Annotated in this window: 3 protein-coding genes; 1 reads left to right on the forward strand and 2 read right to left on the reverse strand. The window is 63.8% G+C overall.

The features are described from left to right. On the reverse strand, nucleotides 1–345 hold a 345-nt coding region (locus AC097L_RS23440; protein WP_479589143.1), incomplete at its 3' end, for an FGGY family carbohydrate kinase. Between the two features lie 2 nt (nucleotides 346–347). Continuing rightward, complete coding sequence (locus tag AC097L_RS23445) at nucleotides 348–1,418, reverse strand: alcohol dehydrogenase catalytic domain-containing protein (protein WP_479589144.1); 1,071 nt, start codon at nucleotides 1,416–1,418, stop codon at nucleotides 348–350. A 219-nt stretch (nucleotides 1,419–1,637) separates the two neighbouring features. Between AC097L_RS23445 and AC097L_RS23450 the strand changes: the two genes are divergently transcribed. Beyond that, nucleotides 1,638–1,902: LacI family DNA-binding transcriptional regulator (locus AC097L_RS23450; protein ID WP_479589145.1), on the forward strand; the 265-nt coding region annotated here is incomplete at its 3' end.

Raw genomic sequence — 1,902 nt, forward strand, 5'->3', positions numbered from 1 at the left:
ATCCACCTGCGCCTGGGCGCGGCGGTCCATCCAGATCAGGCAGGGGTAGAGGGCTTTGCCATCTGCATCCACCGGGATGCCCGAGCCGCCGTACAGGCTGCTGATGCATATGCTTTTGATAGCAGTCTGTGCCCTATCTACTTGGGCTAGCACCCCTTTTATGCATACAACCACTGCATCCATCCACACGCTGGGCCACTGCTGCGCCCACAGCGGCGCCGGGGTTTCGACCTGGTAGCCCTGGCTGTGCGTGGCGACGATGCGGCCATCGGCGCGCACCAGCGCGGCCTTGGTGCTTTGGGTGCCTACATCGACACCGATGACGAACTGCTCTGGGTGCGCCATGCTCACACCTTGCCGGGTTGCAGCAGCACTTTGATCGAGTCCAGCGAGTTGGCCAGCGCAAACGCGGCCTCCCAGTCGCTGAGCGCAAAGCTGTGGGTGACGATGCCGCGCGAGGTGAGCAGGCCGCGCGCCATCAGGTCGATGGCCACGGGGTAGCAGTACGGGCCCAGGTGGGCACCGCGCACATCCAGCTCCTTGCGGTCGCCGATGATGGACCAGTCGGCGCTGGTCTCTTTGCCAAACACGCTGAACTCCACAAACCGGCCCAGCTTGCGGATCACATCCAGCCCCTGGGTCACGCCTGCGGGCGCGCCGGTGGTTTCGATGTACACGTCGCAGCCGTAGCCTTCGGTGAGGCTGTGGATGATTTCCTTGGCGTTCTGGGTGGCGGGGTTGATCACCACGTCGGCCCCAAAGGCCAGCGCCAGCGCCAGCCGCTCGGGCACCAGGTCGATCACCACCAGCTTCTTGGGGGTTTTGAGCTTGGCCACCTGCACCATGCCCAGGCCCAGCGGCCCGGCACCGGCAATCACCACCACGTCGTCGAGCTGGATGTCGCCGCGGTTCACGGTGTGGATGGCGCAGGCCATGGGCTCGATCATGGCCGCGTCATTCAGCGAAATGCCGTCGGGAATCTTGTGCACCCGCGCCGTGGCGGGCAGGCGCATGAAGTCGGCCATGCCGCCGTCGGCCACGATGCGCTGAAAGCCAAAGATGTTGTGCACTTCGCACATGTGGTACTTGCCCGAGGTGCAGTAGCGGCACTTGCCGCAGGGCACGATCTGCTCGGCAATCACGCGGTCGCCGATGGACACGCCAAAGTGGGCTTCGGCGCCCGGCCCGGCTTCCACCACATAGCCAAAGAATTCATGCCCGGCCACCACCGGCGGCTTGACCCACGAGGGCTGGCCGTTGCCGCCCCAGAACATGGCCGCGCCCGAATGGCATTTGCAGTCGCTGGCGCAGATGCCGCAGGCTGCAATCTGGATCACCAGTTCGTGCGGGCCTGCGGTGGGGGTGGGGATGGACTCCAGCCGGTAGTCCTTGGGGCCGTGGCAGACCACGGCTTGCATGGCGGCGGGGGGGTGGATGGGGAAGCGCTTGTCATGGAGGAGCCTCTGGGTAGATAGAGTTGCACAATCGATGGTGCAATCTTAGGCACTGTCAAAATTTGTGCACCCGGCATTTACCCTAAGAGCGGATAAATAGTTTCTGGCCGGGTTGAGGAGTGGTTGAGCGAAACAGGCGGTTATGCTTGAACCCGAACCAACCCTGCGTCTCTGCACCGCCCCATGGCCACCCGCAAATCCACCATCTACGACCTGGCCAAGCTGGCCGATGTGTCGGCCTCCACCGTCAGCGCCATCCTCAATGGCACCTGGAAAGAGCGCCGCATCGCCGCCAAAACCGTAGAGAAAGTGCAGCAACTGGCGGCCGAGCAGCAGTACACCCTGAACCGCCAGGCCAGCGGCCTGCGCACCAGCAAATCCGGCCTGATCGGCATGCTGATTCCGCTGCATGACAACCGCTTTTTCAGCAGCATGGCGCAAACGTTTG

This window comes from Rhodoferax sp. RT5P35 (assembly GCF_056521385.1).